Annotated in this window: 31 protein-coding genes; 30 read left to right on the top strand and 1 reads right to left on the bottom strand. The window is 31.6% G+C overall.

Features of this window, described 5'->3' with window-relative positions:
- The 22 genes from HT586_RS07130 to HT586_RS07025 all read left to right on the top strand — a co-directional run bounded on the left by HT586_RS07130 (window position 1) and on the right by HT586_RS07025 (window position 16,680).
- Window positions 1–273 (top strand): hypothetical protein, encoded by a 273-nt coding sequence (locus tag HT586_RS07130; RefSeq protein ID WP_203545488.1) that lies wholly within the window; start codon window positions 1–3, stop codon window positions 271–273.
- A gap of 154 nt (window positions 274–427) precedes the next feature.
- Window positions 428–868: an ArpU family phage packaging/lysis transcriptional regulator gene (locus HT586_RS07125; RefSeq protein ID WP_203545487.1), complete on the top strand. Its 441-nt coding sequence runs from the start codon at window positions 428–430 to the stop codon at window positions 866–868.
- Window positions 865–1,413 (top strand): tyrosine-type recombinase/integrase, encoded by a 549-nt coding sequence (locus tag HT586_RS07120; protein WP_203545486.1) that lies wholly within the window; start codon window positions 865–867, stop codon window positions 1,411–1,413. Before HT586_RS07125 ends, HT586_RS07120 begins: the two co-directional genes overlap by 4 nt.
- Window positions 1,414–1,987: 574 nt before the next feature.
- Window positions 1,988–2,899 (top strand): hypothetical protein, encoded by a 912-nt coding sequence (locus tag HT586_RS07115; RefSeq protein WP_203545485.1) that lies wholly within the window; start codon window positions 1,988–1,990, stop codon window positions 2,897–2,899.
- A gap of 732 nt (window positions 2,900–3,631) precedes the next feature.
- A complete protein-coding gene (locus tag HT586_RS07110) occupies window positions 3,632–4,327 on the top strand; it encodes a hypothetical protein (RefSeq protein WP_203545484.1) in 696 nt (231 codons plus the stop codon).
- The gene (locus tag HT586_RS07105; RefSeq protein WP_203545483.1) at window positions 4,320–4,706 is read left to right on the top strand and encodes a hypothetical protein; all 387 of its coding nucleotides are present in this window, start codon (window positions 4,320–4,322) and stop codon (window positions 4,704–4,706) included. The genes HT586_RS07110 and HT586_RS07105 overlap by 8 nt, the downstream gene beginning before the upstream one ends.
- Window positions 4,707–4,730: 24 nt before the next feature.
- A complete protein-coding gene (locus HT586_RS07100) occupies window positions 4,731–5,399 on the top strand; it encodes a head maturation protease, ClpP-related (RefSeq protein WP_203545482.1) in 669 nt (222 codons plus the stop codon).
- A gap of 96 nt (window positions 5,400–5,495) precedes the next feature.
- On the top strand, window positions 5,496–5,717 hold the full coding sequence (locus HT586_RS07095) for a hypothetical protein (protein ID WP_203545481.1): 222 nt from the start codon (window positions 5,496–5,498) through the stop codon (window positions 5,715–5,717).
- Between the two features lie 114 nt (window positions 5,718–5,831).
- Window positions 5,832–6,371: a pathogenicity island protein gene (locus HT586_RS07090; RefSeq protein WP_203545480.1), complete on the top strand. Its 540-nt coding sequence runs from the start codon at window positions 5,832–5,834 to the stop codon at window positions 6,369–6,371.
- Complete coding sequence (locus tag HT586_RS07085) at window positions 6,368–6,715, top strand: hypothetical protein (protein WP_203545479.1); 348 nt, start codon at window positions 6,368–6,370, stop codon at window positions 6,713–6,715. The genes HT586_RS07090 and HT586_RS07085 overlap by 4 nt, the downstream gene beginning before the upstream one ends.
- A complete protein-coding gene (locus HT586_RS07080; RefSeq protein ID WP_203545478.1) occupies window positions 6,712–7,041 on the top strand; it encodes a hypothetical protein in 330 nt (109 codons plus the stop codon). The genes HT586_RS07085 and HT586_RS07080 overlap by 4 nt, the downstream gene beginning before the upstream one ends.
- A gap of 364 nt (window positions 7,042–7,405) precedes the next feature.
- Window positions 7,406–8,563, top strand: coding sequence for a chorismate synthase (aroC, locus tag HT586_RS07075; protein ID WP_203545477.1), 1,158 nt, complete (start codon window positions 7,406–7,408; stop codon window positions 8,561–8,563).
- Window positions 8,564–9,688: a 3-dehydroquinate synthase gene (locus tag HT586_RS07070; protein WP_096076449.1), complete on the top strand. Its 1,125-nt coding sequence runs from the start codon at window positions 8,564–8,566 to the stop codon at window positions 9,686–9,688.
- Window positions 9,675–10,982, top strand: coding sequence for a 3-phosphoshikimate 1-carboxyvinyltransferase (aroA, locus tag HT586_RS07065; protein WP_188017344.1), 1,308 nt, complete (start codon window positions 9,675–9,677; stop codon window positions 10,980–10,982). The genes HT586_RS07070 and aroA overlap by 14 nt, the downstream gene beginning before the upstream one ends.
- Window positions 10,982–12,196, top strand: a complete 1,215-nt coding sequence (locus HT586_RS07060) for a tetratricopeptide repeat protein (protein ID WP_133353215.1) — start codon at window positions 10,982–10,984, stop codon at window positions 12,194–12,196. Before aroA ends, HT586_RS07060 begins: the two co-directional genes overlap by 1 nt.
- The gene (locus HT586_RS07055; protein ID WP_203545476.1) at window positions 12,196–12,753 is read left to right on the top strand and encodes a YpiB family protein; all 558 of its coding nucleotides are present in this window, start codon (window positions 12,196–12,198) and stop codon (window positions 12,751–12,753) included. Before HT586_RS07060 ends, HT586_RS07055 begins: the two co-directional genes overlap by 1 nt.
- Entirely contained in the window at window positions 12,743–13,168 is a 426-nt protein-coding gene (locus HT586_RS07050) for a DUF2487 family protein (protein ID WP_111744940.1), read from the top strand. Before HT586_RS07055 ends, HT586_RS07050 begins: the two co-directional genes overlap by 11 nt.
- A gap of 118 nt (window positions 13,169–13,286) precedes the next feature.
- Entirely contained in the window at window positions 13,287–13,790 is a 504-nt protein-coding gene (locus HT586_RS07045) for a QcrA and Rieske domain-containing protein (protein ID WP_099578198.1), read from the top strand.
- A gap of 11 nt (window positions 13,791–13,801) precedes the next feature.
- The gene (gene qcrB / locus HT586_RS07040) at window positions 13,802–14,476 is read left to right on the top strand and encodes a menaquinol-cytochrome c reductase cytochrome b subunit (RefSeq protein WP_086042577.1); all 675 of its coding nucleotides are present in this window, start codon (window positions 13,802–13,804) and stop codon (window positions 14,474–14,476) included.
- Between the two features lie 32 nt (window positions 14,477–14,508).
- The gene (locus HT586_RS07035) at window positions 14,509–15,297 is read left to right on the top strand and encodes a menaquinol-cytochrome c reductase cytochrome b/c subunit (RefSeq protein WP_111744942.1); all 789 of its coding nucleotides are present in this window, start codon (window positions 14,509–14,511) and stop codon (window positions 15,295–15,297) included.
- Window positions 15,298–15,345: 48 nt separating this feature from the next.
- Window positions 15,346–15,930, top strand: a complete 585-nt coding sequence (locus HT586_RS07030) for a DUF1405 domain-containing protein (protein ID WP_407943971.1) — start codon at window positions 15,346–15,348, stop codon at window positions 15,928–15,930.
- 54 nt (window positions 15,931–15,984) lie between these two features.
- Window positions 15,985–16,680, top strand: coding sequence for a zinc metallopeptidase (locus HT586_RS07025; RefSeq protein ID WP_096076457.1), 696 nt, complete (start codon window positions 15,985–15,987; stop codon window positions 16,678–16,680).
- 113 nt (window positions 16,681–16,793) lie between these two features.
- Here the strand turns inward: HT586_RS07025 and HT586_RS07020 are convergent, their stop codons facing one another.
- Complete coding sequence (locus tag HT586_RS07020) at window positions 16,794–17,672, bottom strand: YitT family protein (RefSeq protein ID WP_203545474.1); 879 nt, start codon at window positions 17,670–17,672, stop codon at window positions 16,794–16,796.
- A gap of 60 nt (window positions 17,673–17,732) precedes the next feature.
- On the opposite strand from HT586_RS07020, the gene HT586_RS07015 reads away from it, so the two are divergent.
- The 8 genes from HT586_RS07015 (at window position 17,733) to asnS (ending at window position 26,919) form a co-directional block, all read left to right on the top strand.
- Window positions 17,733–18,059, top strand: coding sequence for a nucleotide pyrophosphohydrolase (locus HT586_RS07015; protein WP_096076459.1), 327 nt, complete (start codon window positions 17,733–17,735; stop codon window positions 18,057–18,059).
- On the top strand, window positions 18,056–18,424 hold the full coding sequence (gene mgsA / locus HT586_RS07010) for a methylglyoxal synthase (protein WP_096076460.1): 369 nt from the start codon (window positions 18,056–18,058) through the stop codon (window positions 18,422–18,424). The genes HT586_RS07015 and mgsA overlap by 4 nt, the downstream gene beginning before the upstream one ends.
- A 9-nt stretch (window positions 18,425–18,433) precedes the next feature.
- Entirely contained in the window at window positions 18,434–19,555 is a 1,122-nt protein-coding gene (gene bshA / locus HT586_RS07005) for an N-acetyl-alpha-D-glucosaminyl L-malate synthase BshA (RefSeq protein WP_096076461.1), read from the top strand.
- Window positions 19,556–19,574: 19 nt separating this feature from the next.
- Window positions 19,575–20,798 (top strand): CCA tRNA nucleotidyltransferase, encoded by a 1,224-nt coding sequence (locus HT586_RS07000; protein WP_203545473.1) that lies wholly within the window; start codon window positions 19,575–19,577, stop codon window positions 20,796–20,798.
- Window positions 20,791–21,759 (top strand): biotin--[acetyl-CoA-carboxylase] ligase, encoded by a 969-nt coding sequence (locus tag HT586_RS06995; RefSeq protein ID WP_096076463.1) that lies wholly within the window; start codon window positions 20,791–20,793, stop codon window positions 21,757–21,759. The genes HT586_RS07000 and HT586_RS06995 overlap by 8 nt, the downstream gene beginning before the upstream one ends.
- Window positions 21,760–21,768: 9 nt before the next feature.
- A complete protein-coding gene (locus tag HT586_RS06990) occupies window positions 21,769–24,363 on the top strand; it encodes a helicase C-terminal domain-containing protein (protein WP_096076464.1) in 2,595 nt (864 codons plus the stop codon).
- 73 nt (window positions 24,364–24,436) lie between these two features.
- A complete protein-coding gene (locus tag HT586_RS06985; protein WP_133353211.1) occupies window positions 24,437–25,621 on the top strand; it encodes a pyridoxal phosphate-dependent aminotransferase in 1,185 nt (394 codons plus the stop codon).
- Between the two features lie 2 nt (window positions 25,622–25,623).
- Window positions 25,624–26,919: an asparagine--tRNA ligase gene (gene asnS, locus HT586_RS06980; RefSeq protein ID WP_133353210.1), complete on the top strand. Its 1,296-nt coding sequence runs from the start codon at window positions 25,624–25,626 to the stop codon at window positions 26,917–26,919.
- The last annotated feature ends 53 nt before the right edge of the window (window positions 26,920–26,972 follow it).

Raw genomic sequence — 26,972 nt, 5'->3', positions numbered from 1 at the left:
ATGAATAAAGAGGAAAGACGAGAATATCAAAGGAAGTATAGAAAAAAATACATATTTAAAGAAGAAAAAGCAAAACGATTAAAAAAATTAGATAAAGAAGTTAAATCAAAGCGTTTTGCTGAAATAGACCGTGATATTTTAGATGTAATCAAAGCAAGGAAAGAAAAAAGAATACTAAGTATGAATAAAGCAAGATTAAAACGAAGAAATGATCTGCAGAAAGATATATATCATGAACTTGAAGCGGACATAAAAAAAGGTATTAGCATTTAAGCTAACACCAAAGGGCTATAATTGTTTGATTTTATAGTCTCAACGAATGACGAGAATGAATATATATAAATTATAACAGTTTAAAGAATTACCGTATAGGGTGGCTCATTATTGGGTCACTCTTTTATTTAAAAGATATTAAAGAGGTGCTAAATTGAACAGTTTTAATACGATAGACAAGAAGAAAAGTAAAAAGAATGTTACTGATTTTTTGAAGATATACAAAGAGATATTGTATACATTCCCTTTAATTAATGAACCTGATCTAAATGAAAAATATCAGTTTATTCAACCTAGAACAGTAAATGAGTACAAATCAATAGATAAGCAACAAGTGCAGGAAGAAAGAGAAAAAATATTAAGTGATAGAGATACAGTATTAAACCAAGTACACAATGCAATTGATAAATTATTACCAGATGAGCGATATATTATCGTTACCCGTTATATCAAAGGAAATTATAAGGATGATTTTAATATTTATAGTGATTTAGGTATTGGTAGAACGAATTATTACAAAATAAAAGATAGAGCATTAATAAGAATGGCTTTAATGCTTGAATTAGAGAGTTATAAAGGAGGTGGTAATAAATGAACTTTGTAGAACCAATTAGAAACCCAGATATGATTTTAGCGATAGAGAGACACCTTAAAGAGCAAAATGAACGCAATTATATATTATTCTTAATTGGTGTATATTGTGGGCTTAGAATATCGGATATATTGCAATTAAGAGTGTCTAATGTACAGGGGAATGTAATTAAATTAAGAGAAAAGAAAACAGGTAAAGAACGTAAAATTCAGATCCATAGAAACTTGAAAAAGCCTTTGATGGAATATATAAAAGATAAACCTGCTGAGGAGTTTTTAATAAAGTCTAGAGAGGGTTATAACAAGCCTATTACTAGAGATATGGCTTATAAGATACTTAAAGGACTTACAGACTATATTGACATTGATTCAATAGGCACACATAGTATGAGGAAAACATTTGGGTATCATTATTACAAAGGCACTAAAGATGTTGCTACTTTACAAAAGATATTCAATCATAGTAGCGAGGCAATCACATTGAAGTATATTGGTATTACTCAAGATAACATTGATGAAGCAATGACTAACTTTGAATTTGTATATTAAGGACTATCTATATTTTAATTATCGAAACTTTCACCTAATGCATAGATTAATTGCTTTGTGTATTAGTTTTTTCTGATCCCAATTTGAGTTGAGTATTTATTGTAATACTAACTAAAGTAACGAATTGTTCATTATAGTTAAATGATTGTTTGATTTTTAATATGCTCAAATCTGAGCTTATTAAATTTTAAATAAAATATAGTTGTCACTAATCACAACGCAATAATGCGTTGTGATCTATATTGAATATATTTTAATTTATGAATACCTGAGGTAACGAATCGTTACTCCATGTACAAAACTCCATGATGAGTTACGACCTATGATGTATGTTACTTTAATATAACCTGACTTACACATTATATAAGTCAGGTATTTATATGTATTAATTACTTTAGTGATGTAAAGAGTTATTCATAATAAGGGTATGTATAATTGAAAATAAGAGAAATGAAAGAAGTGTTGATAATACAGGGGTTGTAGGTAGTTGGCGAGTTATACACAATATTAGATATGAATAACTCATAATGTATAATATAATAATATAATTAATTGAATAGAATAGGAGATAAAATTGATTGAACATATTATTTATTATTTTATAGAAACAGTAGAACTTGAAAATATTATGAATTATAACACTTTAAAAGATATAGGATTGCCTTTATTGAACATAGTTGCAGTAGCTTTAATATTCATACTTCAAGATGTTTTTAGAAGAAATGAAATAAAGATGAATAGGAAATATGAAAGTATAAATAATAGACCTATTTTTGTATTTGTTGAAAATGAATTAGATTTTTTTCAGTCTGAGGGAGATACAAATATTTTTGATATACGCTGGAAGTATCCTGATGATAAGTATGTTAAGCACAGTAGCAAAGTATATAAGCAGGATGAAGTAGATGAAAGAGTAGAAACTATATTTAATAAGAGTTATTTACGATTTAAAAACGTTGGTGATGGTGTAGCATATAATATTAAAATGGTTGTTCATCATATTGACTCAGTAAAGTATTATGAATATTTAGAAATTAAAGAGTTTCAAGTTGGGAAGTTTATACATAAAATAGAAAAAAAGAATAAGAAAGATGAGTATAATAATGATTTCTTATATTCATATAAAGATCAATATTCAGATAGAGAGATTATGAGAAGGTATACTTTTAATATAGGTAATAATCATTCAAAACTTCATAGAAGAATAGTTGCTCATAATGATACTTTTTCAATTAGATTTAATGATAGTGACAGGTCAATAATAAATTATTCATTGTTTAATATGCAAAGTAACATTAAGCCCTTTATAAAGGTAGAACTAAATTATGAAGACAAACATGGAAATAAATTTAAAGATGTTATTTATATAGCAATTGTACGAGATTCCATGAGAGATGTTCTTAGTGTTCAAACAGAAATACTTGCATCATTAGGAGAAGTTGATCCATATTATATTGATGAATATAGTCACTTTATCAATCAATAGAATATTTATTGTATGAATTTTCAGTAGTGTTATTATAATTTAGTAGTCCCGAAATGTCGGTTGAATTGATGCTTGAATTTTAGTATATCAAATAGTGATAGTATCGCAGTCAGATATATACATACTTAAAACTAACAATCATTATTACTGAAGCTTACTTAATAAATATATTTGTAACTACAGTTGTAATTGTTGTGGTTAATTTATAAAGTATTGGTGATAAATAAATAAGGTCACAGTCTTGAGTAATAACCTTAGTAGTTAGTTTGGATACGCAGGTGTTGTTATATACATGTTAAAGACATATCATAAAGTTATATCTGACAGGAATAATGTTCCGTTCAGATATAAAATTAATCTCACCACGATATTATCGTGTTCAGATATAAGTTTTCAAAAACTATGTAAACAAATATTATTAATATAACCCTTGCAATCAGCCTTATTTATATCATTTATTGATATTGATAGGGCTATTGTTTTATTAATTTTTACTGAACCCAAAATTGGGCTAAGTAAATATGCGTACAATTCGTGTACAAATTCTGTACAAAATAAAATCAAATTAAAAATAAAATAGAGGTATAGAATAAATTGTTTAACAAAAAATTTTGTTGAATGATTTTTATTTTATCCCCCCCTAGCTTAGGTTTGGGTTCCTGAATGAGTCATAGGAAACGGTGCAGGTCTCGATTCCGAGAAAAAACAGGAGTTTTTCGCACGTTAGGGGGGGTGTATAAAAAATATATGATTAAAAAAGGAGAAAACATGGACTTTAAAGGAATGTTTCAAAGGTTTGCAACAAAAGGATATAAAGGTATACCTGTTACAAAAGAGAATATTATTACAAAGAAAGAGAAAGCAACAGAGCATTTTGAAGAAACATTTAAAGTGTTAGATTTTTTAGATCGTGAAAAAATTAAAAAGAAATACACAATGGATTATGCAGATCAAATTGAAGTTTTTGAGAAGCATAAACATGAAGTCAAAACTGAAACTGAATTAGATTTTATTGAAGATAATATTAAGAAACTTAAAAGAAAAGTTAGGTTTAACGGTAATGTGACGGACATGTTAATACCTGATGATAAGATTGAAATAATCATTAATAATTATAAAGTCGAAGATAAAAAAGTCGAAAAAGTACAATTGTCTAAAAGAAAAGAAATTCAAAAAGTTAATTCAGAAATTCAAAAATTAATAGAAATAAAAGAAAAATTATCAAAAGAAGAACGTGAACTAGAGGTTATAAGAAATACTGCTTTAGTAGTATATGAATCAATGAAATTAGCTAAATCTCAAGACGGTGTTTTACAGTTGACGAGTCCTAGAGGTACACAGGCATTTACGACATTTGAAGTATTAAGAGGCTCTTATAAACCATATAAATACTATAATAAATCTTTAAAGGTGGATATTAATGAATAATAAAATTGCTAAATCAATCAATAGAACAATGTTACAAAAAGTTTATGATCCTAATAAACCAACCATTATTGTCAAATTAAAAAAACATAACTTTTCTCAAGCTTATAAAGATTATATTGATGAAAGGTCAAAATATGATAAATATTTTAAACGTAATTTCGATAAACCAATGATTCATACGTTTTATTATAACTTAGAAGATATTGATTTGGATTTCATTACTAACATCAATAATTACGATTTTACTACTTATAGCAGAAGTCTATTAACTAATTGGGTACGTGGTGAAGATTTTGATTATTATATTGAAAGTATTGAATTGAAAGAATATATCAATGAAACTGATGATTATACTTTAGATGATTTAATAGCACTATAATATCTAATAGAAAGGTATTTTAAAATGTATGGAATATATGATAACAAGAAAAATAGCTTTATTAATGTAATTAATGTTGAAGATACAGGATATATAGATATTTATGGTGAAATTAAACCTATTAATAATAAAGGTGATGATGAGACATCTGTTAGTGTTTACGGTTTTAATGAAGCAATAAAAAATTTAGGTGATGTAAGTAAAATTATTGTAAGTATAAATTCTATAGGTGGTGATGTCTTTGAGGGTATTACAATTCACAATATCCTTAAAAGACATAAGGCAAATATAACAGTCAATATTGAGGGCTATGCGTTAAGTATAGCCTCATTAATTGCAATGGCTGGTGATACTATCAATATGAGTGATAATTCATATATGATGATACATTGTGCTTCAACTATGGTAGCTGGTGACCCTAAAGAATTAAGAGAAATGGCTGAAACTCTAGATAAAATAGATGATATTATATGTAATTCATATTTTGATAAATCAAAAATATCAAAATTCGAATTAAAAAATATGATGAAAAAGGAAACATGGCTTAATGCTGAGGATTGTAAAAAATATGGCTTTATTGACAATATAACTACTGGTAAAAAAATAAGTGCTTGTGCTGATCATAAAAAGATAAATAAATATAGAAATGCACCATCAACATTAATTTCAAATCATAGTCGATATTATTTATAGTATGTAAAGGAGTACTTATTATTGATAACAAGAACTCGTTTTTAAACATATAAAGAATTTATTGAAAGAATAAGCATTCAAAGGGAGTATTTACTATTGATTACACCTTTAAATGAATATGCAAAAAGAGTTTTCAAACACGAAACTCAATGTAATGATTCAATTTATACAACCTTTCTTGATTATTCTAAGAAACGTCAAAAAGATGAAGATATAATTAAAAAACATACAGATGCATCTTTTTCTTTTACTGACAATTTAGATTATAATAAAGACTATAAGGTGGAAATAATAAAAGTTACAGAATTTAATAATTGATGCTTTGGTGACAAAAAACGAACCTATATATTAAAATTAAATAAATGTAGATTAGTACATAATAGTAAAACTCTCAATTTTTATTGGGAGTTTTTATTAATCGAGGTGATAATCGTGAAAGTTAAACGAGTTAAATATAATTATCATTACTATCATGATGGAAAAGTATTAACATGGCTATTATTGACTAGATATAACCCTGTATTCATCTCAACAAAAATAAGAGCTAAAGAAATGTTTATTAAAGATTTATATTATTTAAATCAATCTCATATAAATTATTGTGATATTAGAGGAGTTGCACCTGTTGCGTTTCCCGTAGATAAGTTAGTTTTATTGATCATTAGAGAGAAAGAAAAGTTAGAATACTACAAAAGTAAATCTACAGATAATATAAATCATTTAAAAAGGGTAATGTCACGGTATACACCATATGAACAAAAACAATTGATGCATTACTTATCAAGTAATGGTTCATATGTACCTGAAAAAGTAATTATAGAGAAATTGCAACGTGATTTATATCAAGTTGTTAACCCTATAAAACAATCAAAAATCAAGCAATTTAAGAGTCAATCAATGCATGTAATAGGTAAACACGTAAAAGAGGTTAAAGAGGCTCTAAATACAGAATTAGAGGTACTAACAATATGAATGAGAATGAAAGATTTAAAATATATCCTATTAATAAATATGATAAAGCAATTTTAGAATCACATATGAAAAAATATCATGATTTAATTAAGATTTATAAAAGTAGACCAAATAATATAAGTAATGCACAATATAAAAGAGTTTCATCAATAGTACTTGGTATTACAGAACTCTATAACACTCAATTAACTGTATTTGAACAAAATTTAATAAAATTAAGTTGGTGGCAGTGTGAGGATGAAAAAACAATCTGTAATGCACTTGGTAGCAGTGTTTTAACTGTTAAAGCCTTTCAAGAGAAAATACTTTGCTTAGTTGCCGATGCTACAGGTTATGTAAGATGAATTTTGAACGTAATATAGTAGATAAATGCATTAGAAATGTACATAAGATAAAGAGTATAGAACCTATTGATATAGAAATAGATGATTTTTTTAATATAAACATAGATGCAAACATTAATATAGAAGATCATGATCAGGATAATTTAATATTTTATAATGAAATTGAGGATGTAATATTTAATAAATGTTCCGAAAAAGAGGCATACATCGTATGGCTTTTAAGTCAGGGAAAGAGTTTTAATGAAATATCTAAAATATTTGGTATTACTTATGTGAGAACTAGGGCGATATATAATGAAGTACTCGATAAGATATGCATTAATTAGGAGGCTTATTTTAAGCCTCCTTTTTTGTGTTTCTACCATTTAAATAGAATTTTTTATAAATAACAAGAATAAATCAAAAAAAGGGCAGAAAAAGGGCAGATTTTCTTAAAACTCAGAAAGATGGTGCAAATTTTTTTGATTATATATCTATAAAAACCTTGTATATAAAGGCTTTTTAGACTCTTAGGAAATCAACGAAAAAATACCTTATTAGTAACAGCTGCTTGGGTGTACTAATTAATAAATTGACAGTTACCTATATAGGTAACTGTCTTTTTTTATTTGTATTTAAATATAATACATTGGAGAAACAAGCATATATTTGATAAGATTTAGTAATGATAAATATTAAGGAGCGATTATTTTGAGATTTTTAACAGCGGGAGAATCACATGGTCCTAAACTAACTGTCATTATAGAAGGCATGCCTTCTAACATGCAGCTTACAAGTGATATGATCAATCAGGAATTATTTAAACGTCAAGGTGGATATGGCCGAGGTCGACGTATGCAGATTGAAAAAGATACTGTAGAGATAACCTCTGGTGTAAGGCATGGTGTTACACTTGGTTCGCCGATTACTTTAGTGATAAAAAATGATGACCATAAACATTGGTTAAAGGTGATGGGTGTAAATCCAAAAGATGATATAGAACCCGTGAAACGTGTCATTACAAAACCACGTCCTGGACACGCTGATCTTGTCGGCGGTATGAAGTATCGTCACAGAGATTTACGAAACGTGCTTGAACGTTCAAGTGCACGTGAAACGGCTGCACGTGTTTCAGTTGGTGCGGTCTGTAAAGTGTTATTGAGTCAGCTGGGTATTGATATATTTTCCCGTGTCGTTGAAATTGGTGGTGCTAGAGATAACACCGATTATCCAATTCATACTATTAAAGAAAATAATGATACTAATGATGTGCGTTGTATTGATGACAATGTTGCACAACAGATGCGAGATATAATTGATCTGGCAAAATCAAATGGTGATTCAATTGGTGGTGAAGTGCAGGTTATTGTAGAAAACGTACCGGCAGGTTTAGGAAGCTATGTACATTACGATCGTAAATTAGATGGTAAAGTGGCACAATCTGTTATTAGCATTAATGCATTTAAAGCAGTGTCATTTGGTGCAGGCTATGATATGAAGCATTTACCTGGTAGTCAAGTGCAGGATCCCATTGGTTATGATAAGTCAGGATATTATCGCTTATCTAATCAGCTTGGAGGATTTGAAGGCGGGATGACCAATGGCATGCCAATTATCGTTAATGCTGTAATGAAGCCTATCCCAACACTATACAAACCGCTTGATTCAGTCGATATTAATACAAAGGAAGCATATAAAGCTTCTATAGAACGCAGTGATAGCTGTGCTGTGCCAGCAGCATCAATTGTTTGTGAACATGCTGTTGCTTTTGAGATCGCGAAAGAAATACTGGAGGAGTTTCAATCCAATGATTTAGCTCAATTACAGGATAATATTGAACGTCACAAAACTTATATTAAGGAGTTCTAGATGAAACTCATTACAAATTATCAGGTGGACCAAAAGGCGAAAAATTATGAGATTATTGTTTCAGAAAATGCATTGGAACTGGAATATGATCTAAATCATTATCACAAATGTTATGCATTAATTGATACTTATGTGTATAGTCTTCACAAAGCAAAGATAGATGCATTCATGAAAAGATATGATATTGAAAAAGTGTTGATTCCTTCAGGTGAAGCTGTAAAGACGATGCATCATTTTAATACAATGATAGAACTATTACTTGAAAAAAATATTAAACGTAATGATTGCTTGATTGCTATCGGTGGAGGGGCTACTGGAGATTTTACAGGATATGTTGCTGCAAGTTTATTACGTGGTATCTCGTTCATTCAGGTACCTACTACGATCTTAGCTCATGATGCTGCAATTGGAGGAAAGACAGGAATAAATTCTAAACATGGCAAGAACTTAATCGGTGCATTTAAACGACCTGATAGAGTGATATATGATATTTCTTTTTTAAATACTTTAAATGATGCTGAGCTTTTAAGTGGGTTTGCTGAAATCGTGAAGCACGTAATATTGAATGGGAATTACAAAGTAAATCAGATAAGTGATATCGTAAATGATGATTTATCAAGATTAATGCAGGCATTTAATAAACCGGACGATTTAAAAGATATGCATAAAATACAGACATGGATTACTTATGGCATTCAAACGAAACTGAATGTCGTAGAGCGTGATGAGTTAGAAAGTGGCGTACGAAAGTACTTAAATTTTGGACATACGTTAGGTCATGCTTTAGAATTTTCACACAAATTGCCACACGGCATTGCTGTTATGCATGGGATGATGTTTGCACTTATTTTAAGTGGATATGAAGAAAATGTAATCGAAAAGTTTTATCATTGGCTGATTCAGCTAGGGTTTCCAGAAGTAGAAGTGAAGGCATTTAAACATTATTACTCACTGCTCAGTAAAGATAAGAAAAATGAAACAGAAAGTATTAGTTTTGTTGTCATGAAACAACGACAAGGTCATTTAGAAGATGTGTTTTATTTGAAATCATTTGAACACGGCACATTAAAAAAGTCTTTTGAGCGCTGGGTTACTGTATTAAGGAGTTGTTATGGTGAAAAGTAAAGGATTAACAGGCGAGATAAAAGTACCTGGTGATAAGTCAATCACACATCGCGCAATTATCTTAGGTAGTTTATCCGAAGGAAAAATGAAAATCATAGACCCTTTATTAGGTGAAGATTGTTTGAGTACGATAAATATTTTTCGAAAGTTAGGCGTGGATATTCGGGTTAATGAAGTAAATAAAGAAATAATAATTAACGCGCAAGGTTATCGTAATTTTGTTGAGCCTACACAAGTGCTGGACACTGGTAATTCAGGCACAACTACACGGTTATTGTCTGGTGTACTTGCGGGGCTGCCATTTATGTCTGTGATGAGTGGTGATGATTCAATAGCGAAAAGACCGATGGATCGTGTCATTGAACCGTTGCGTTTAATGGGTGTGGATATTATTGGTAGTCAAAATAATAGTCGTACACCACTTGTTATCAATAGCATGAATAATGTTGTTAATATTAATGGGGTAACGTATGATATGCAGGTTAAAAGTGCGCAAGTAAAGTCAGCAATATTATTTGCAGGTTTGTATGCAAAAAGCGATGTTATGTTAAAAGAACAGGTGACTTCACGTAACCACACAGAACTCATGTTTCAACAGTTTGGCATTGAAGTTGAGAAACAAGATGATTATATCCACTTACCAGCGCATTCCATAGATAAGTTAGTAACTACTGATATACAAGTACCTGGTGATATTTCTTCTGCTGCATTCTTTATCGTAGCCGGTTTAATCATTCCCGGAAGTCATATTGTCATCAGAAATGTCGGAACAAATATGACACGTTCTGGTATTATTGAAGTTGTTAAGGCAATGGGTGGACAAATTTCTTTAAAATCTGTTTCTGACGGCGCGGAACCGATATGCGATATAGAGGTGAAATATACAGCCCAGTTAAATGCAACAGATGTTTATGGGGATATGATTCCAACATTAATTGATGAGATACCGATTATTGCATTATTGATGACACAGGCGCGTGGTAGAAGTGTAATACGTGATGCTGAAGAATTGAAGGTAAAGGAAACGAACAGAATAGACAAGGTAGTTGAAAGTTTGAATCAGCTCGGCTATCATATAGAAGCTACTGATGATGGTATGATAATTTATGGACAGGAAAAAGAATCGATGCAGAGCACGCGATTTTCATCTTTTAATGATCACCGTATCGGTATGTTGCTTGCTATTGCGAATTTATTAGAAACTGAAGAAATTGAAATTGATCATATTGATGCGGTTAATGTATCGTACCCATCATTTATGAATGATTTAAGACGATTACAAGGAGGAAACTAATGGATATTTATCAGATTATTGATCAGATTCATCTGCAAAATTTGGACAAACTGGACGAATCAATAGACGGTGCATTATTTACTGATGATCACGATGCTTTATTTCAGCTTGGGGATACACTATTACAATATGGACTTAATCCTCAAGGGTTGAAAGTATTTTCGCGATTATTTGAGCTGTATCCTGATGAACCAGATGTGATGGCTTATTATATCGAATGTTTAATTGACGATAATCAACACGATAAGGCGATAGAGATACTTCATAATACACCGCTTACGGTAGAACGATTAATGCTCGAGGCTGATATCTATCAACAGCAGGATATGCTTGAAGTAGCTATTGAAAAAGTGAAACAGGCATATGCGATGTCTAGTGAGGATCCAATTATAAGTTTTGCACTCGCTGAACTATATTATTTTGACGGTCAATATTTACCGGCAGTCCGAAGTTATGAGTATTTGATAAATAATGGAATTGACCGTGTCAATAATGTTAATATTCAATCACGCATAGCGGATTGTGTCTTACAATCAGGTGACTATGAAGAAGCGGTAGAATATTATGAAAAAATAGATGACAAGGATATGCTAAGTGATGATTATTTCAAGATGGCGATCAGTTATCAGAAAGCAGATCGAATAGAACGCAGTATTCAAACATTACAAACCTTATTAGATAAAGATCCGGATTATATGCAGGCTTATTTATTACTCGTAAACTTGTTAGAAAGCGAACGTAAATACAATGATGCAATCATAGTAGGACAAAAAGGTTTAAGTTTAAATGAGTTTTATAAAGAATTGCTTGTTGATACAGGCCGCATCATGATTAAGATGCATAATGAAAAGGGGGTTGAATATTTAATTCAGGCGTTAACAATAGATCCATCATATGTTGAAGCATCATTATTACTTGCTGATTACTATAGAGAAGAAGAAGCATATGAAGATCTTGTGAAATTATTTGCATATATAGACGAGGAAGATTTAGATCCAACAGTGATGTGGCATCTGGCTTTTAGTTATCAGCAATTAGAAAAAGATACAGAAGCGAAACATTTTTATGCCGAAAGCTATAATGTGCTAAAAGACAATACGCAATTCTTAACGGATTATTATAACTATGCACGTGAGATTGCAGATGTAAAACTTGCCGAACAATTGTATGCGTTAATACTTCAAATCGACCCGAATGCGGATATTGATGCTTAATGAATTACAATATCATTGATGAACGTAGTGGATTCATAAAGTATTTACTCAATCAATATGAAATTCATGATAAAAATACAGTGTGGTTACTTAATTTGATAAAAGATAAACCAAATATTTTAGAACATATACAATTTAAAAAAACGACACAACTAAAAGATCAGTTAATCATTTTTAATCAATTTAAAGTACATTTGATATTAAGTCATGGTATTTATACTGATAGTGATGTTATTTTCCATTATCTACTAAATAACGAAAAACAGTTATACGTGAATATATTATTTAGTGATTTGAAATACGATATTATATGTCAGCAGGAGTTAATGTATCAAATTGATTTTCTAGTGATGGATGAAAACGATTTAAACATTGATTATATTAAAATGAAAATAGATTTGTATGAAATATTCACAAATCCTAAGTTATATACTTATTTGATTGAACAGATTAACTACGCAATAGAAGACACTTTACTTACAAAAAATCAAATCCGTTTTGCAATGCTTACGCAATTAAAAATTGATTTAGAGAGGAAAAGAAAACATGTTATTTAATCATCAGGATCTAAAAACTTTGCAGGATCAACTTGAATATATAGACACTGCAATTATTCCGGTTGTACCGGTTGATTACTCAAAACATTTGATGGACATCGCTGATCATTATGAAATGATTCAATATGTAACGATGGGAGTAGAACAACAATTTAAAGGTCGTCTGTTAGTAGTTCCACCTATTCAGCTCATAGATGATATTAAAATCCTTGATACTATCGAATCACAATTACAAACATTCGGATTTAAGAATCTGGTATTTGTGGTACCACAAAAATTTAATCTTGAAAAAGAAAATGTGCATAAAATAAATATCTTACCTTTAGAAACATTAGATCATGAAATGAAACAGGAATTTGTCCAGGAGAATATCAAATCATTGATGAAATCAATTATTATTTTATGGAATAAATAATGACAATTTTATTACATAAATTGTGACATCTTATTGACCAAGCCACCTTAATAAGCTAAAATTGATATGTCCTAGTATATTTTATATAAAAGAATCGCGTTAGAGGGGGGAAAATTAAATGAGCCAACGTGTCACAAGACGCCAATTTTTAAACTATTCCTTAATGGGAGTTGGATCATTTATGGCTGCTGGTATGGTTATGCCATTGGGGCGTTTCGCATTAGATCCTGTTTTTAAATCTGGAGCTGCAGGAGATATGATTACGACTAGCCTTAAAGTTTCGGAAATCACTGAGGAACCAACGAAAGTGGATTTCAAATACGAACAAAAAGATGCATGGTATACGAGCGAAGTAACAGATTTTGCATGGGTTTATAAAGATGGGGAAAACATTATTGCAATGTCTCCAGTTTGTAAACATTTAGGTTGTACAGTAACATGGAACGGTGATAAATCAAACCCAAACCAATTCTTCTGTCCATGTCATAATGGTCGTTACGAAAAGAATGGGGCAAATGTTCCTGGTACACCACCACTTGGACCTTTAGATCAGTATGAAACTGGTGATAAAGGCGGTATGCTTACAATCGGTAAAAAACATCCAAATGAATTAGTGAAATAGGAGGGTAAAAAATGATCGATAAAATCTATGATTGGGTCGATGACAGACTTGATATTACACCAATCTGGCGCGATATCGCAGATCATGAGGTGCCTGAGCATGTTAACCCTGCTTATCACTTTTCTGCATTCGTTTATTGTTTTGGTGGTTTAACGTTTTTCATCACAGTAATTCAAGTATTATCAGGTATGTTCTTAACAATGTACTACGTACCAGATATCGTAAACGCATGGAAATCAGTTTATTATTTACAGCATGATGTTGCAGCAGGTGTAATTGTTCGTGGTATGCATCACTGGGGTGCAAGTTTAGTTGTAGTCATGATGTTCTTACATACGCTTCGTGTATTCTTTACAGGTAGTTATAAACAACCTCGTGAATTAAACTGGTTAGTCGGCGTATTAATTTTCTTCGTAATGTTAGGATTATCGTTTACAGGTTATCTATTACCATGGGATATGAAAGCATTATTTGCAACAAAAGTAGGTTTACAAATTGCAGAATCTGTACCGTTTATTGGTCCATGGGTTAAAACATTATTAGCCGGAGACCCACAAATTGTCGGTGCACAAACATTAACGCGATTCTTCGCTATTCATGTATTCTTCTTGCCTGCATGTTTATTCGCGTTGTTAGCAGCTCACTTTATCATGATCAGAAAACAAGGTATTTCGGGGCCACTATAAACACGAATACACTATAAAAGGAGGTAATATAGATGCATCGCGGAAAAGGTATGAAGTTTGTTGGTGATTCTCGTATTAAATCATATGAGAAACCAAAATTAAATCGAGATTATTCAGAATTTCCAGGTAAAACAGAAAGTTTCTGGCCTGATTTCTTATTAAAAGAATGGATGACGGGAGCAGTATTCCTAGTTGCATATTTATGTTTAACAGTTGCGCATCCATCTCCATTAGAACGTGTCGCAGATCCATCAGATACAGGTTACACACCATTACCTGACTGGTATTTCTTATTCTTATATCAAATTTTAAAATATACTTACGCATCAGGTCCATTTAATACATTTGGTGCAATTGTAATGCCAGGTATCGCTTTCGGTGCATTAATGTTAGCACCTTGGTTAGACAGAGGTCCTGAGCGTAAATGGACAAAACGTCCTTTAGCTTCTGGATTTATGTTACTTGCAGTTGCTATAATCTTCTATACAACATGGGAATCTTCTCATTACCATGATTGGAAACAACAAGCAGCGCAAGGTAAGATTGTATTCACTAACTTAGATAAGAAAGATCCAACGTACGAAAAGATTATTAAATCTAACTGTACAAGTTGTCATGGTGGAGAATTAACTGGTGGTTCAGGCCCTAACTTAGTTAAATCTCAATTACCTGCAGCTGCTGTTGAAGGTTTTGTTGAAAAAGGTAGTGGTGCAATGCCATCATTTAAAGATACTTTAACAAAAGAACAAATCAAAGAAGTTGGTAAATTTATCGAAGGTTTAGAAGAAACTGACGAAAGCGGTAAACCACTTAAGAAATAATAACTAAAGAATCATCCATGTGATGATTCTTTTTTTATGAGGTGCATGATGATAGATCAAATTTATTACTGGATTCAGAATAAAGTATTTCTTATCTTTATTATTTTGTGTAATCTTTTAGGAACGCTTTATGGCTATTACTGGTATACTGAACAACTTACTGACACGAAGTGGTATTTTATACCGTTTGTACCAGATAGTCCGACAGCCACTTTATTTTTAATTATTGCGCTTACAGCTATTTTATTTAAAAAACATTTACCGTTAATTGAATGCCTTGCATTTATCACACTTATTAAATATGGCATATGGGCAGTAGTGATGAATATATTTACTTTTATAGAATTAGGACAGGTAACAGCTATCGGTTTAATGCTCTGTATGTCACATGCTATTATGGCGGTGCAGGCACTTCTTTTCTTTCCATTATTCAAAATAAGATTAAAACATGTTTTACTTACTGCAATGTGGGTATTTCATAATGATGTCATAGATTATGTCTATATGCAGTATCCTATATATAGTATGTTGAATGAATACATTCAACATATTGGTTATTTTTCATATTGGTTATCCATATTATGTTTTGTGCTACTACTTTACATCATGGATAAGGACATAATATTTGATTAATTTTGACCTTTTTAATAAAATAAAACTAATCTAGTATAAGGAGGCAATACATTAATGAGTTATATCCTGTATTTTATTATCATAATGTTAGTACCGATGTATTTCCAATATAAAGTAAAGTCTACTTACAATAAATATAGTCGCGTACGTTCTACAAGTGGAAAATCTGGACAACAAGTAGCTGAAGAAATTTTAGCAGCAAACGGAATTACAGATGTTCGAGTTATTGAAGGTGAAGGATTCTTATCAGATCATTATGATCCTAATAAGAAAGTTGTAGTACTTAGTCCATCTAATTTTAGACAACCAAGTGTCGCTGGTACTGCAATTGCAGCACATGAAGTAGGTCATGCAATTCAACATGCAACAGGTTACGGAATGCTTAAAGTACGAAGTGCTTTAGTACCATTAGCAAATTTAGGTACTACATTTAGCTACATCCTTATCATGATTGGTGCAGTATTAACTGGTATGAGTCAACAAGGCGGTGGCCTTGGAACAATGGCTATCTGGGCTGGTGTTGTATTAATGTCATTTGCCGTATTATTCTCAATCGTTACATTACCGGTTGAGTTTGATGCAAGTAAGCGCGCGATGAACCAGATTGAAGCATTGCATATTGTTGATGAAGATGAATATCGTCATGCCAAAACTGTTTTATCTGCGGCAGCAATGACATATGTGGCAGCGACTGCAGTTGCTGTAGCTGAGTTTTTAAGATTCTTTATGATGGCAAGAAATTCAGATTAATAATGTTGAATCATTAAAAAACATATAATATATAAAACCGACCATATTCTATTAATCATCCGTTGATTTATAGAATATGGTCGGTTTTTATTATGTGTTTAATGATCTATATATTATCTTTCTAACGGTTTTTTAAATTCATCTAAAGTAAATCCTTCGCCTAATACGTCGTGTACATCTAGCAGTGATACAAAGGCATGGGGATCTATACTGTTAATGACTTGTTTTAGACGTGTGATTTCATTTCTTGGCACGACACAGTATACAATTGGACGGTCAGTTTTAGAATAATGTCCATGTGCTGAGATTAATGTAACACCACGTTCTAATACGTTACTGATTTCATCAGAAATTGCCTGATGTTGCTCAGAAATAATCATTGCACCTCGTGCAGAGTAACCTGAGTCCTGGATTGTATCGATGACGCGCGCTCCAACAAATACACAGACGAGTGTATACATTGTAATGCGAAAATCACCTAGTGTTAAATATGTTGCAAGAATAACGAGGCAATCGAATGCGAACATCGTTCTTCCCATCGGTACTTCGAAATATTTTTTCATAAGTCGGGCAAGGATATCAACACCACCGGTTGTTCCTCCGAATCGAAAGATAATGCCGAGACCTGCACCAATAAATACACCACCAAATAAGCTAGCGAGAAGTAAATCATCTTTTAAATTAATATGTAATGGATATTTTTCGCAAATACCAAGAAATAACGATACACTTAAAGTACCTATTAAGGTATAGATAAATGAAAGTTTCCCCAATAGTTTATATCCTACAAAGAAAAGTGGAATGTTAAAGATTAAATTCAATATAGCAGGGCTGAAATGAAATAAATGATATAATATTAAAGCAATACCGGTAAAACCACCTTCTGTCAGCGCGTTAGCCATATTAAAATTCACGATACCAAAACTAAAAATAAATGCACCTATAAGAATCATGATAATATTAATTAATTTTACTTGAAGCGTTTTTTGCATTTATTAACCCCCTTTATAAATTTAATTATACATAATAATGTTAATATTTTGGAGGTAATTATGAAATCATTATTAAAAATGCAGCAAGAAGTAGATGCATATATAAATCAATTTAAACCTGGCTATTTTTCACCAATGGAAAATATGGTGAGATTAACAGAAGAAGTCGGAGAATTGGCACGAGAAATTAATCATGTATATGGTCCAAAACAAAAGAAACTAAGTGAAAAAGAAAAAGAGATTGGATTAGAACTTGCTGATAATCTTTTTGTGTTAATTTGTCTTGCTAACTCAATGAATATTGATTTGACAGAAAGTTTTAATCAGACGATGGATAAATTTAATAATAGGGATAAAAATCGCTTTGAAAGGGTGGATAAGGAGTGAAGTTTGCTATTATCGCACATGATCAGAAAAAAGATGCGCTAGTTAAGTTTATTGAAGACCATATAGATGAATTTAGTAAACATGAGTTGTTTGCAACAGGCACAACTGGTCTACGTGTAATTGAAAGAACGGGTTTAAATGTAACAAGGTTTAAATCAGGGCCACTCGGTGGTGACCAGGAAATTGGTGCATTAGTAGCTAATAAAGCAATTGATGCAATCTTTTTCTTCCGTGATCCTTTGACTGCGCAACCTCATGAACCAGATGTCAGTGCATTGTTACGATTGTCTGATGTTTATGATGTACCGCTTGCTACAAATGAAGGTAGCGCTCTAGCAATTATTACGTATTTTGAGTCATTATAGGAGGTCATTATGAAGATAGGTATAACTTGTTACCCTACAATGGGTGGTTCGGGAATTATTGCAACTGAACTGGGAATAAAGATGGCAGAGAGAGGCCATGACGTTCATTTTATTACTTCTAACACCCCATTTAGAATACAGTTTCAAATGCCGAATATTACCATACATCAGGTTGATGTTAATCAATATTCAGTATTTCAGTATCCACCTTATGATATTACGCTGGCGACTAAAATTGCGGAAGTTATCAATGTGTATGACCTTGATGTTTTACATATGCATTATGCAGTACCACATGCAATTTGTGGTATTCTTGCACGTCAGATTGCCAGAAAAGATGTAGGTATTGTAACAACTTTACATGGTACAGATATTACGGTTCTTGGGTACGATTCAACATTAAAGGATGCCATAAAATTTGGTATCGAAGAAAGCGATATTGTCACAAGTGTGAGTAATGCATTAACACAGGAAACATATGATATTATTGCGCCAGATAAGGAAATCAATACAGTATACAACTTTATTAATGAAAAAGATTTTGAACCAATTGATAATAAAGCATTAAGAGCATGTTATGGTATCCCGGATGATTATAAAGTGTTGATCCATGTATCAAATTTTAGGAAAGTAAAACGCATTCAGGATGTTATTAAAACGTTTAGTTTAGTAAGAGCAAAGTTAAAGTCTAAGCTCATTTTATTAGGAGATGGTCCAGAACTATCGAAAATGAGAAGCTATGCAAAGAAACTAGGTGTTCTTGATGATGTCATGTTTTTAGGCAAACAGGATAAGGTAGCGAGCTATTATCAAATGTCTGATTTATTCTTATTGATGAGTGAAAAAGAAAGTTTTGGACTTGTATTGCTTGAAGCGATGCATTCGGGTGTTGTGTGTATCGGAACCACTGCTGGCGGTATACAGGAAGTCATTAAACATACTGAAACAGGATTTATTGTGGATGTAGGTGATACAGTTCAAGCAAGTGAATATGCCATTGACCTACTTACGAATGATAAATTATATTCAAAATTTCAGAAAGCGATGAAAGTTGATATTAATGAAAGATTCCATTCTACAATTATTACAGATCAATACGAAGCAATCTACCAATCTTTAGTAAAAAATTAATGTCAAAAATGGAGTAGTTATGAAATTAGAACTAGCATATTTAAATCATACAACACAGGCGTTGATAATTGCTGCAAATGAAGTCATCGGAGAATTAAAGCTGCATGGATATGAAGCGTACATTGTAGGCGGTGCTGTACGCAATCTATTGCTTAAAAAAGAAATAAATGATATCGATATAACTACAAATTGTCTGCCAGAAAATATCATCAAGATTTTTAGTAAGACTGTGCCTGTTGGTATTGATCATGGTACAGTCATCGTATTGAGGCAGGACTATCAGTTTGAGGTAACGACATTTCGAATAGACGGGGAATATATTGATCATCGACGTCCTGATCAGGTACAATTCGTTACCGATTTGAAATCTGATTTAGAACGTCGAGATTTTACAATCAATGCGCTAGCATTAAGTGAAACACACGAAATAATCGATTATTTTGATGGCCAAAAAGATTTGGGAAATAAAGAAATACGTGCAGTAGGTAATGCAGCTCATCGTTTCGAAGAAGATGCATTACGCATGATGCGCGCTATCCGATTTCAAAGTGTCCTGTATTTTAATATTGAAGAGAATACTCTGCTGGCTATTGAAAAACATGCTGCAACAATTGCTTTAGTTTCAATAGAGCGGATAGTTGTTGAGATGAAGAAACTATTGATGGGTAAAGGTGTTCATCAAGCATTACATATCTTTTATAAGACAATGTATAGTCATCTACCTTTTTTTAGAGATATAAAGGGGAATACGGCTTCTTATCAGGTACACTCACCTGTAGATTTTACCGTTTACATCGCATATATTATATATTGTGAATTAAAAGTAGATCAGGATTTAACATCTAAAATTTCTGATTTTAAACTATCAAATCAAGAGAAGAAACAAATAAAAGACTGTGTCTTAATTTTTGATTATTTTAATCAGCCTGATATGAGTTTAAAATCATTTGTATATCGATTTGATATAGACTTAATTCAAGATGTGTATCGTTTTATATTAAATGAAAAAATTATTTTTGATAATTTAGTAGATATAACATCAATTCAAAATGCTAAACAACAATTACCAATTCAGACACGAGATGAATTGCAAATTGATGGAAATGTACTAATGTCATATTTAAATAAAAAACCTGGTCCTTGGCTAAAAAGTATGATAAACAAAATTGAATTAGCAGTTATTGAAGGACGACTGAGCAATCGACAAGAAAAAATATTGGAGTGGGCAAAGAATCATGTCTAAATATAAACAGGATATACTTGAATATTTAATGATACATAAAGACGATTATGTTTCTGGACAAAAACTCGCTGAACAATTCAACGTGTCACGTACTGCGATATGGAAAGCAATTGAAGTTTTGAAGACACAAGGATATTCAGTTGAATCAATAAAGAACAAAGGATATCGCATTACTTCAGTTCCAGATCATTGGGATAGTGATTTATTATCATATGTATTAGCGGATTCAATATTTCAAAAACAATTTGTCTATGAAGAAGTAACTTCTACTCAGACTATAGCACACGAATTATTAATGGAAATTGATAAACCGTTACTTGTATTGAGCGAAATTCAGACAGCTGGTAAAGGGCGCTTTAAACGTCCATGGGCTTCTAAACGTGACACTGGGTTATGGATGAGTCTTGTCTTACATCCGAATATTAGCTATCAGCAAATTGCAACGTTTAATTTGTTTATTTCGATTGCAATCGCTGAAGCGATAAAAAATGTTACACATCTTGAACCAAAAATTAAATGGCCGAATGATGTATATATCAATGACAAGAAAGTTTGTGGTTTTTTAACAGAAATCAATGGAGATTCTGATGGTGTTCATACGATTATTTGCGGCATTGGTATAAATATAAATCATACAATCGAAGATTTTGATGCAACGATTAGAGATACTGCTACAAGTTTAAAACTTGAGTCTAAAACAGATACTGATCGCTATCTTTTTATCAAAACGTTAATAGATTCAATTGAACATTATTATGAAGCTTTTTTAACGCAACCATTTAAAGAGATAAAAAATATTTATAAAAGTTATTCTATGATTTGGGATAGAACGTTAAGGTATACTGAAGGTAATAAACAAATTTATGGCAAAGCTATCGATTTGAAAGACGATGGTGTACTCGTTGTGTTAGATGACACAGGTGAACGCCATCATTTCATAAGTGCAGATATAGAAGTGTAGGTGTAAAATATGGCATTAAAATATGCTATTGTAGATTTAGAAACAACAGGGAATAATCTGGAAGTGGATGAAATGATTCAGATTGGTGTTTGTATTATGCAAAACAATCGGATTATCGACACATTTGAATCATTTGTGCATACTACGCAACCGATTCCACCGTTTATTCAGTCATTAACAAAAATAAATAATGAAATGGTCGAACATGCGCCGACATTTCAAATGATCGCTCTTCAACTATATGAATTATTAGAAGGGTGTGTGTTTGTAGCACATAATGTTGATTTCGATTTAAATTTTTTAAGAAAATATTTTAATGAAAGTAATATATTCTATAAACCAAAGTACATTATTGATACTGTAGATGTATTTAAGATTGTATTTCCTCAAATGTCGAGGTATCAATTGTCTTATTTATCTGAGCAGCTAAATATAAAGTTAACAAATGCACATCGAGCAATTGACGATGCCAAAGCGACATGCGAAATATTGATGATTGCATTAGATCGATTACGTAATTTACCTAGTACTACTTTGAAATCATTATATAGCCAGGCGAAACAAATGCGCTATCATTTTGATGAAGTATTATTTGATCTGATACGAGATTATGAGCGTAGTTCTGTTGATTATAATACAGTGAACGGCATTAATTTTATCAAAAAAAATAGACAAGTGAATCCACTAAATATCGATGTATCTTTTGAAACATTTTTTGAACAGACGATACAATCACTTGATTTTATTTATAGAGAAGAGCAATATCAATTATCTTATGAAATTTATTTAAGTTTAAAACAACAAACTGAAATTACAATAGAAGCGGAACTTGGAAGCGGAAAAACATTAAGTTATTTAATTGCTGCCGCATATTTTATTGCGAAGACTAATCAATCAGTACTCGTGTCTACTTCGACGATAGCTCTACAAAATCAAATGATTGATTATGATATCGCACTTTTAAAACGTCAAGGATTAAAATTACCTTATCAAATTATTAAAAGTAAAAATCATTATTTAACAATTGAATTTGTGGATTATATTTTAAAGGATACAAAAATTAATCATGATATTTCCATATTAAAAATGCAGTTGATCATCTTTTTAATGAGTGGTAACGATGGTGATATCGAACAGCTGAATTTAAATGGTGGACGTAAAATATACTTTGAATTGATGCGCAGTCTCTATATACCTCAACAAAATGAAACTTATTTGTTTGATACTTATCCTGATACGGCGCATGTTGGAATCACAAATCATGCGCACCTTTTATCAAATCGAAAACTTAATGTGTTTGAAAACTATCATCATATTATTATTGATGAAGCACATCAAATACTCAATTACGCATTAAAATACACAACTTTTGAACTGAAATATCAGGATTTAAAATATTTAATATCTCAGACATTGCAGGAATTTGATACAAGTGCTATTAGTCACAAGCAAAAACTAAATGATTTGACATTTTTCCAATACGGGAGTATTAATAATGAATTACAGCAATTAAATGAAAAGTATGAACAGTTATTTGATTACCTGCTTACACATTATTATTCAGATCATATTATACAAGCTGAAATCAAGAAAGAAGATGAACCAGCTATTTTAATGCTTGAATTAATGCATACGCTATCAATGATTGCTTCTGCATCTAACATTACAAAAATCCAACGCAAAATGATTATTAACTTAAAAGAAAACTTTGAACGATGTTATAACAATATATTGGTACATGGTGAGCTGTATATAATGTTTAATAATCGCAATAAATCAGGCATTCATATTATTTTAAAAGAGCATAAAGTAAAAGAAGTAATTGAAAACTATATTTTAGATGCATTTGATTCGAAAATATTTATCTCCGGAACGATAAACTCAATTAATGAACATAACGTTTTATCAGACTTATTTATGGAGCGCAAGAAATATATAAAATTTGATGCGTCATTCGAAAAATATAAAGCACCTTTATATATACCTACAGATATACCGGCATTCAATTATCAGCAACAAGAAGAATATATAGAAAAATGTCTGGAATATATATTGATGTACTTAAACAATTACGATGGTAAAGCATTAATCTTACTAAATAGCTATCAACAGGTTGAAATTTTGAGAGACTATTTATATGAAACAGCGCTTGACCAAGTTATATTGACGCAAAATAGTGATGTTAATACAACGAAACTGAATCAGCAATTTAATCAATTAGAAAAAGGTGTACTGCTCGCTACGCAAACATTTTACGAAGGCATAGACTTTAAATATGACGGTGTAAAATGCGTAATGATTGTTTCTTTACCTTTTATGCATCCGAAAGATTTAAATATCGCATTGATGAAAGATGAAGTAAATGATGTATTTTTAGATTATCAAGTTCCTATCGCTGTCAATAAATTACACCAGGCTACGGGTCGTTTAATCCGGAACGAAAAAGATCGTGGTTGGATGATTTGTTTTGATAGAAGAATAGTAGATAGTCGCTATGCAACTAAATTCAGTCATATCCTTTCAAACTTTAACAAACAAGAGGGTAATATTGAAAATTTTGAGCAATTTATGTACGAACTCTACAAAAGTTTTTCGGAATTCTAGCTTTACCACTTAATAAATGACTTATTTATTGGTAAACTGTTCTTATAATGAATTCTGGGAGGAATGAGGAATCGTGGAATTATCTCAACGTGTACAAAAATTAACACCATCAACGACTTTAGCAATAACAGCTAAAGCAAATGAATTAAAAGCAAGTGGAAAACCAGTTATTGGTTTAGCAGCAGGTGAACCAGATTTTAATACACCTCAAAATATTATAGATAAAGCTTTTGAAGCGGTTCAAAATGGTGCAACGAAATACACCCCATCTGGTGGGATGAAACAACTTAAAGAAGCAATTCAAAAGAAATTAAAAGATGATAATAATTTAGATTATGCATTAAATGAAATTATGGTAGCAAGTGGTGCAAAACATGCACTTTACAATTTATTTCAGGCATTACTAGATGAGGGAGATGAAGTTATTGTCCCTATTCCTTATTGGGTTAGTTATCCTGAACAAGTTATATTAGCTGGCGGAAATGTTGTCTATGCAGAGAGTGACGAAACAACTGAATATAAAGTTACAATCGATACATTAAATAATGTTAAAACTGACAAAACAAAAGCACTTGTTTTAACATCTCCTAGTAACCCAAGTGGAATGGTTTACACGAAAGAAGAATTACAACAAATTGCGGATTGGGCAGTAGAAAATAATATTGTTGTTGTATCAGATGAAATTTATGAAACACTTGTATACGATGGTGAACATGTTAGTATCGCAAGCTTTAATGATGAAATCAAAGCATTAACAGTTGTTATCAATGGTGTTTCTAAGAGTCATTCTATGACAGGGTGGCGTATCGGTTATGCTTGTGGAGATGCAAAGTTAATTAAAGCAATGACAGATTTATCAAGTCACTCTACAAGTAATCCGACAACACCTTCTCAATGGGCAGCTGTTGAAGCATATAATGGTGATAAAACATTCCTAAATGAAATGAATGGTATTTTCAAAAGTCGTCTGGAAGAAATTTACCCTAAACTCTTGGAGATACCAGGTATTCAATGTATTAAACCAAAAGGTGCATTCTATTTATATCCTAATGTAAGTGAAACGGTGAAACTTTGCGGGTTTAATAATACAGAAGACTTTGTAACTGCATTATTAGAAGAAAAATTAGTTGCTGTAGTTCCAGGATCAGGTTTTGGTTCACCAAATAATATTCGTTTAAGCTATGCGACGGACTTAGATTCAATGCATGAAGCTATTAAACGTATTAAAGAATTCGTAGAAGAGAAAATGGAGAAATAATCATGACAAAAATAACAATTAATCAAGCAAGTAAATATGTAGGTCAAGAAGTAACAATCGGTTCATGGATTTTAAATAAACGATCAAGCGGCAAAATTGCATTCCTTCAGTTACGTGATGGTACTGGATTTATGCAGGCAGTAGTAGTAAAGGAATCGGTTGGTGAAGATTTATTTAAAGTTGCAAAAGGCATCACGCAGGAGACTTCATTATATATCACTGGCGTAATTAAAGAAGATGAACGTTCAGATTTCGGTTATGAAATGGAAGTGACAGGCATTGAAGTCATTCATGAATCAGTAGATTATCCAATTACACCAAAAGCGCATGGAACAGATTTCTTAATGGATCACCGCCATTTATGGTTACGTTCAAAACGTCAGCATGCGGTAATGAAAATTCGTAATGAGATTATTCGTGCGACATATGAATTCTTTAACGACAATGGATTTACAAAGATTGATCCACCAATTCTAACGGGTTCAGCACCTGAAGGGACAAGTGAACTATTTGCAACGAAATACTTTGAAGAAGATGCATTTTTAAGTCAATCAGGGCAACTTTATATGGAAGCTGCTGCAATGGCACACGGTAAAGTATTTTCATTCGGTCCTACATTCCGTGCAGAAAAATCTAAAACACGTCGACACTTAATCGAGTTCTGGATGATTGAACCTGAAATGGCATTTTACGAACATGAAGATAGCTTAGAAGTTCAGGAACAATATGTTTCATATATTGTTCAGTCAGTACTTAAGAACTGTCAGTTAGACTTAAAATTATTAGGACGTGACACTGAAAAATTAGAAAAAGTAAAAGCACCGTTTCCACGTATTACATATACTGATGCGATTGAATTCTTAAAAGAACAAGGATTTGATGATATTGAGTGGGGCGATGATTTCGGTGCACCGCATGAAACAGCAATTGCTAATCACTACGATTTACCTGTATTTATTTTAAATTATCCGACAGGAATTAAACCTTTCTATATGCAGCCTAATCCTGATGAAGAGGGAACAGTTAAATGTGCAGACTTAATCGCACCAGAAGGATACGGTGAAATTATTGGAGGTTCAGAACGTATTTGGGATCTTGAATTAATTCAATCACGTATTAAAGAACATGGTTTAGATCCGGCTGCGTATAGTTATTATACTGATTTACGTAAATACGGCAGTGTACCACACTCAGGTTTCGGATTAGGATTAGAACGAACAGTAGCATGGCTCTCAGGCGTAGAACACGTTCGTGAAACGAGTCCATTTCCACGCTTACTGAATCGTTTATATCCATAAAATTTAAGTTAATATAGATTAATAATATTAAATCGTATAGATATAATTTTATA

The sequence above is a fragment of the Macrococcoides bohemicum genome, assembly GCF_016865215.1.
Classification (GTDB): Bacteria; Bacillota; Bacilli; order Staphylococcales; family Staphylococcaceae; genus Macrococcoides; species Macrococcoides bohemicum.
The sequence above is the reverse complement of the archived record's forward strand: the minus strand, read 5'-3'. Positions and strand labels throughout refer to the sequence as shown.

Excerpts from the sequence above, each read along its gene's own strand:
- HT586_RS07130 (WP_203545488.1), top strand. The coding sequence starts at position 1 with ATGAATAAAGAGGAAAGACGAGAATATCAAAGGAAGTATAGAAAAAAA.
- HT586_RS07120 (WP_203545486.1), top strand. The coding sequence starts at position 865 with ATGAACTTTGTAGAACCAATTAGAAACCCAGATATGATTTTAGCGATA.
- HT586_RS07105 (WP_203545483.1), top strand. The coding sequence starts at position 4,320 with ATGAATAATAAAATTGCTAAATCAATCAATAGAACAATGTTACAAAAA.
- HT586_RS07100 (WP_203545482.1), top strand. The coding sequence starts at position 4,731 with ATGTATGGAATATATGATAACAAGAAAAATAGCTTTATTAATGTAATT.
- HT586_RS07085 (WP_203545479.1), top strand. The coding sequence starts at position 6,368 with ATGAATGAGAATGAAAGATTTAAAATATATCCTATTAATAAATATGAT.
- HT586_RS07080 (WP_203545478.1), top strand. The coding sequence starts at position 6,712 with ATGAATTTTGAACGTAATATAGTAGATAAATGCATTAGAAATGTACAT.
- HT586_RS07070 (WP_096076449.1), top strand. The coding sequence starts at position 8,564 with ATGAAACTCATTACAAATTATCAGGTGGACCAAAAGGCGAAAAATTAT.
- aroA (WP_188017344.1), top strand. The coding sequence starts at position 9,675 with ATGGTGAAAAGTAAAGGATTAACAGGCGAGATAAAAGTACCTGGTGAT.
- HT586_RS07060 (WP_133353215.1), top strand. The coding sequence starts at position 10,982 with ATGGATATTTATCAGATTATTGATCAGATTCATCTGCAAAATTTGGAC.
- HT586_RS07055 (WP_203545476.1), top strand. The coding sequence starts at position 12,196 with ATGAATTACAATATCATTGATGAACGTAGTGGATTCATAAAGTATTTA.
- HT586_RS07050 (WP_111744940.1), top strand. The coding sequence starts at position 12,743 with ATGTTATTTAATCATCAGGATCTAAAAACTTTGCAGGATCAACTTGAA.
- HT586_RS07045 (WP_099578198.1), top strand. The coding sequence starts at position 13,287 with ATGAGCCAACGTGTCACAAGACGCCAATTTTTAAACTATTCCTTAATG.
- qcrB (WP_086042577.1), top strand. The coding sequence starts at position 13,802 with ATGATCGATAAAATCTATGATTGGGTCGATGACAGACTTGATATTACA.
- HT586_RS07035 (WP_111744942.1), top strand. The coding sequence starts at position 14,509 with ATGCATCGCGGAAAAGGTATGAAGTTTGTTGGTGATTCTCGTATTAAA.
- HT586_RS07030 (WP_407943971.1), top strand. The coding sequence starts at position 15,346 with ATGATAGATCAAATTTATTACTGGATTCAGAATAAAGTATTTCTTATC.
- HT586_RS07025 (WP_096076457.1), top strand. The coding sequence starts at position 15,985 with ATGAGTTATATCCTGTATTTTATTATCATAATGTTAGTACCGATGTAT.
- HT586_RS07020 (WP_203545474.1), bottom strand. The coding sequence starts at position 17,672 with ATGCAAAAAACGCTTCAAGTAAAATTAATTAATATTATCATGATTCTT.
- HT586_RS07015 (WP_096076459.1), top strand. The coding sequence starts at position 17,733 with ATGAAATCATTATTAAAAATGCAGCAAGAAGTAGATGCATATATAAAT.
- bshA (WP_096076461.1), top strand. The coding sequence starts at position 18,434 with ATGAAGATAGGTATAACTTGTTACCCTACAATGGGTGGTTCGGGAATT.
- HT586_RS07000 (WP_203545473.1), top strand. The coding sequence starts at position 19,575 with ATGAAATTAGAACTAGCATATTTAAATCATACAACACAGGCGTTGATA.
- HT586_RS06995 (WP_096076463.1), top strand. The coding sequence starts at position 20,791 with ATGTCTAAATATAAACAGGATATACTTGAATATTTAATGATACATAAA.
- HT586_RS06990 (WP_096076464.1), top strand. The coding sequence starts at position 21,769 with ATGGCATTAAAATATGCTATTGTAGATTTAGAAACAACAGGGAATAAT.
- asnS (WP_133353210.1), top strand. The coding sequence starts at position 25,624 with ATGACAAAAATAACAATTAATCAAGCAAGTAAATATGTAGGTCAAGAA.